At 70.1% G+C, this 4,127-nt stretch carries 2 protein-coding genes and 1 pseudogene; 2 read left to right on the forward strand and 1 reads right to left on the reverse strand.

What is annotated here, in order from left to right; translation table 11 throughout:
• The coding region (locus tag ACTWQH_RS32525) for a glycoside hydrolase family 3 N-terminal domain-containing protein (protein ID WP_443290414.1) at positions 1 to 1,783 on the reverse strand (1,783 nt) is incomplete at its 3' end.
• 313 nt (positions 1,784 to 2,096) lie between these two features.
• On the opposite strand from ACTWQH_RS32525, the gene ACTWQH_RS32530 reads away from it, so the two are divergent.
• Complete coding sequence (locus ACTWQH_RS32530) at positions 2,097 to 3,749, forward strand: extracellular solute-binding protein (protein ID WP_443290415.1); 1,653 nt, start codon at positions 2,097 to 2,099, stop codon at positions 3,747 to 3,749.
• A gap of 116 nt (positions 3,750 to 3,865) precedes the next feature.
• A pseudogene (locus ACTWQH_RS32535) lies at positions 3,866 to 4,127 on the forward strand (sugar ABC transporter permease); the annotation flags it as partial.

Raw genomic sequence — 4,127 nt, forward strand, 5'->3', positions numbered from 1 at the left:
TGTCGCGGTCCTGGGTCTCCCGGCCGTTGATGTGCGGGTCGTTGCCGGCGACGACGATCACCACATCGGCCTGGGCTGCCGCGGCGGCCACGGCCTCCTCGCCGCGTTCGATTGTCTCGACGGTGAAAACCACACCGCCCTCGCTGGTGTCCGGCTCAGCAACCTTCAGGCCGTGTGTGGTGACGGTGAGGTGTCGGCCGCTGCCCAGGTGCCGCAGGAGGTGGCCCTCGTGGTGTGGCTGGAGTTGGAAGGTCTCCTGGACCACCCAGCCGCCCGGCTGTCCGGCTGAGGCGCGCAGGTAGCCGTCCTCGGCCACGGACAGGTACCGGCCATCAGGCGCGCGCAGGGTCAGCACGCCGCCGCCCCAGTCGATCAGGTGCAGCGCGGTGGCCGCCTCTTCCCGGGCGTCCACCGTGACCGGCGGCAGGTCGGTGCGGCCGCGCAGCAGCGCCGGGTCCAGCGCGGCGGTCGCCTCCTCCTGTGGGGTCGCCTGGTCGGCGCCGGGGGCGTCGGGCACGGTGACCCAGCCGCGGGCGCAGCGCAGCCGGACCCGGTCGGTGCCCTCGGCGTAGCTGACGGAGGCGACGGACGGGTGGCCGCGCAGGCCCTCAAGCGGTGTGACCCGGTGCAGCAGCGCTCCGGCGTACCAGTCCAGCTTCACCTCATCCGCCAGCAGCCCGACCACCGCCAGCCGGATACCGGGACGCAGCGGCAGCAGCCCGTCGTTCTTCAGCAGCACGATCGCCTGCTCGGCCGCCTCAAGCGCCAGCGCCCGGTGCCCGGGGGTGTCAAAGGCCGGCCCGAACGGGCCCTGGGCGTCGTCGATCTGGTCGAACTCGCCCAGGTCGAAGCGCATCGTCAGCAGCCTGCTGACGGCGGTGTCGATGTCGGAGGTGTCGATCAGCCCCTGCTCCAAAGCGGCGGTGAGGCGGTCGATGGTGACCTGCGAGTCCTCCCCGTGGTCGGTGAAGGAATCGACGCCGGCACGCAACGCAGCGGCCAGGCCCTCCTCATGGCTGGGGTAGTACGCCTGGTCACCGGCGATGTTGCTGGGAGCGGCGGCATCCGAGCAGACCACCAGCGGCCGGTCAATCCAGGTACGCAAGCATGCGGCGAGCAGCGGCGAGAGGTGGTTGGGCCGGCCGTTGACCAGGTTGTAGGCCGGCATCACCCCGGCCACCGCCCCGGCCCGCACCGGCCCGGCGAACGCCGGCAGCTCATACTCGTGCAACACCCTCGGCCGCACCGAGGTGGACGCCGTGGTGCGGTCCTCCTCGTGGTTGTGCGCCAGCCAGTGCTTCAGGATCGGCGCGGTACGCCAGTACCGCGGGTGCTCCCCCCGAAGCCCCCGGGTGTAGGCGGCGGCCAGCGCGGCCGTCAGATGAGGATCCTCGGCGTAGCCCTCCTCGTTCCTGCCCCACAGCGGATGCCGCAGCAGGTTCACCACCGGCGACCACACATTCAGCCCCACCCGCGCGTCCGTGGCCCGCATCGCGCGCACCTCCCGGCCCGCCGCCTCACCCACCCGCCGCACCAGGTCCTCATTCCACGTCGCACCCAGCCCCACCGCCTGAGGAAACACGGTGGCCCGGCCCATCCAGGCCACACCATGCAGCGCCTCCTGCCCGGTACGGAACGCCGCAACCCCCAGCCGTTCCACAGCGGGCGCGAACTGGTGAAGCATGGCGATGCGCTCAGCCAGGGTCAGCCGCCCCAGCAGGTCAGCGACCCGCTCCGGCGTCGACAGACACGGATCGCGAAACGGCAGCGGTTCAGCGGTCACGGAGGTTCCCTTGCGGTGGCGGTCAACGGCAGAGTGATGCACAGCCGGGGCGCATACCAGGACAGACACCGGCGAGCATCGAAGCGCTTCGATGCTCAGCCAGGCTCCTGACCCTGTCAAGAGACCAGGCGAGACGACTTGAGGTGCCCGCAGGCTCCTCTTGGCAACGTTGTCAGATTCGCCCGCCGAACTTCTGCCGCAGGGCTTGTGCAACCCACCGAGGAGCCCTAACCTCCCCCTTCATCGAAGCGCTTCGATAAGTCGTCTTACGTATCACTAATGAAGCGCAGAGTCACGAAGGGGTGCCGACGTCATGCCGAACTCACGCTCAGGGCCGAGCCGGAGAAGTTTCCTGGCCTCCACCGCGGTCGCCACCGCCGCGGTCGGCGGCATGCCGCTGTTGTCCGCATGTGGTGGCGAGGGAAGCGGCGGCCAGGAGGGGCGCGTCTCCGAGGACGAGCTGAAGTCCATCCTGCCGACCTACCGCGCCTCCGACGCCGCCGTTGATCCCGACATCGCCAGCGAGAGCGGCTCGAGCCCTGGCTACACGCGGTGGATTCCCCAGGAGGAGCTGGGCGTTTCGGTGCCGAACCCCCGAGGTGGCGGCGCCGAGCTCACCGCCATGACGCCCCTGTGGGGTACCCCGCCGCGGCCGGGCAACCCGTTCTGGACCGCGATGGACGAGGGCATCGGCGTCCGCATGACCTGGCAGGTCCAGGACGGCAACGTCTACGGCGACAAGCTCGCCGCCACCCTCGCCAGCAGCGACATCGCCGACCTGGTGTGCATCCCCGAATGGGAGCTCAACGGGCAGATCCCGCAGGCCATATCCAGCCGCTTCGCGGACCTCGGCCCGCACCTCTCCGGCGACAAGGTGCTGGACTACCCCAACCTCGCCGCCATCCCCACCGAGGCGTGGGAGCCAGCGATCTTCGGCGGCGCGCTGCGCGGCCTGCCCATGCCCATGAACCCCGAAGAGACTGTCATGCCCTTCTACCGGCAGGACATCTTCGAGACCAACGGCTGGTCGCCGCCCACCAATGCCCAGGAGTTCATCGACTTCGCCAAGGACATCACCTCCCCCCGCAACCGGGTGTGGGCGTGCGAGGACATGAAGTGGTTCGGCGGGATCATGTACGGCAGCCCCAAGTGGGAGCTGGTGAACGGCCGGCTGATCAACCGCGTCGAGAGCGAGCTGTACCTCGAGGCCCTGGAGTGGACCCGCAGCGTCTTCGAGGCCGGGGTGGTCCACCCCGACGCGATCGCCGCCACCGGCGACCCCGGGGTCCGCTTCGCCGCCGGCGAGGTCATGATGTTCATCGGCGGGAACGGGGCCTGGTACGGCAGCTCCGTGGAGCAGCAGAAGACCAACCCCGACTTCCGCATGGGCGCCTTCGACTTCTTCGCCCCCGACGGCGGCGACCCCGTCCTGTACCGGGGGAACGGCTCCACGATCTGGACGTTCGTCAACAAGAACCTCTCCGAGGACCGCATCCGCGCGGCGCTGGAGCTGGCCAACTTCACCGCCGCCCCCTACGGCACCGTCGAGCAGCGGCTGAAGCAGTGGGGCGTCGAGGGCACCCACTACACCCTGGAGGACGGCCTGCCGGTCCGCGCCGAGAAGGGCAACGCGGAGGTCGTCCCCGAGACCTACACCTTCATCTGCTCGCCCGGGCCCTTCATCGCTTTCCCCGATGAGCCTGAGATCGTCGAGGACTGGACCGCCTGGCAGAAGCGGAACTTCCCCTTCACCAGGGACTGGCTCTTCTCCGGCCGCCAGATCCAGGAGCCCGCCCGCCTGTCCGGCATCGACGACGGCTTCGAGGACCTGGAGGACGACGTGACCCGCGGCCGCGCCTCCATCCGCGACATGCGCAATGCCGTGGACGAGTGGCGGCGCAACGGCGGCGACGAGCTGCGCGACTTCTACCAGCGACTGCTCGACGAAGACGAGAGCGCCGCCTAGCGGCCCCGCTCCGTCCGCCTCCCACCACCCCACCGGCAGTGTGCCGGGCTGGGTCCGCCCCACGGCGCTTCCTCCCGCCCGGCCCGGCACACTACGCAGAGCAAGGAGAAACCTCCGTGGCGCAGAGCACGGTCCCGCGGTCCCCCGGCCCGCGGGAGACCGGCGGAAGCCCTCCGCCGCCGAAGCAGCGCGGGTCAGGCCTGATCACGCCCAGGAAGAAGTCCCGGGTCGGGCGGCGTCGTCGTCGTGACGATCCGCGTCTGAAGGGCGGTATCACGTTCCGGCACAAGGTGCGCCGGGATTATCCGCTGATCTTGATGACGGTGCCTGTCGTCGTCCTGCTGCTGGTGTTCGCGTATATCCCGATCGCCGCGAACG

It is taken from the genome of Streptomyces sp. 6N223, assembly GCF_052246635.1.
In the GTDB taxonomy this organism is placed as follows: domain Bacteria; phylum Actinomycetota; class Actinomycetes; order Streptomycetales; family Streptomycetaceae; genus Streptomyces.

What these genes read in the sequence shown, in the direction of transcription:
- ACTWQH_RS32530 (WP_443290415.1), top strand. Translation starts at nt 2,097, where the DNA reads ATGCCGAACTCACGCTCAGGGCCGAGCCGGAGAAGTTTCCTGGCCTCC.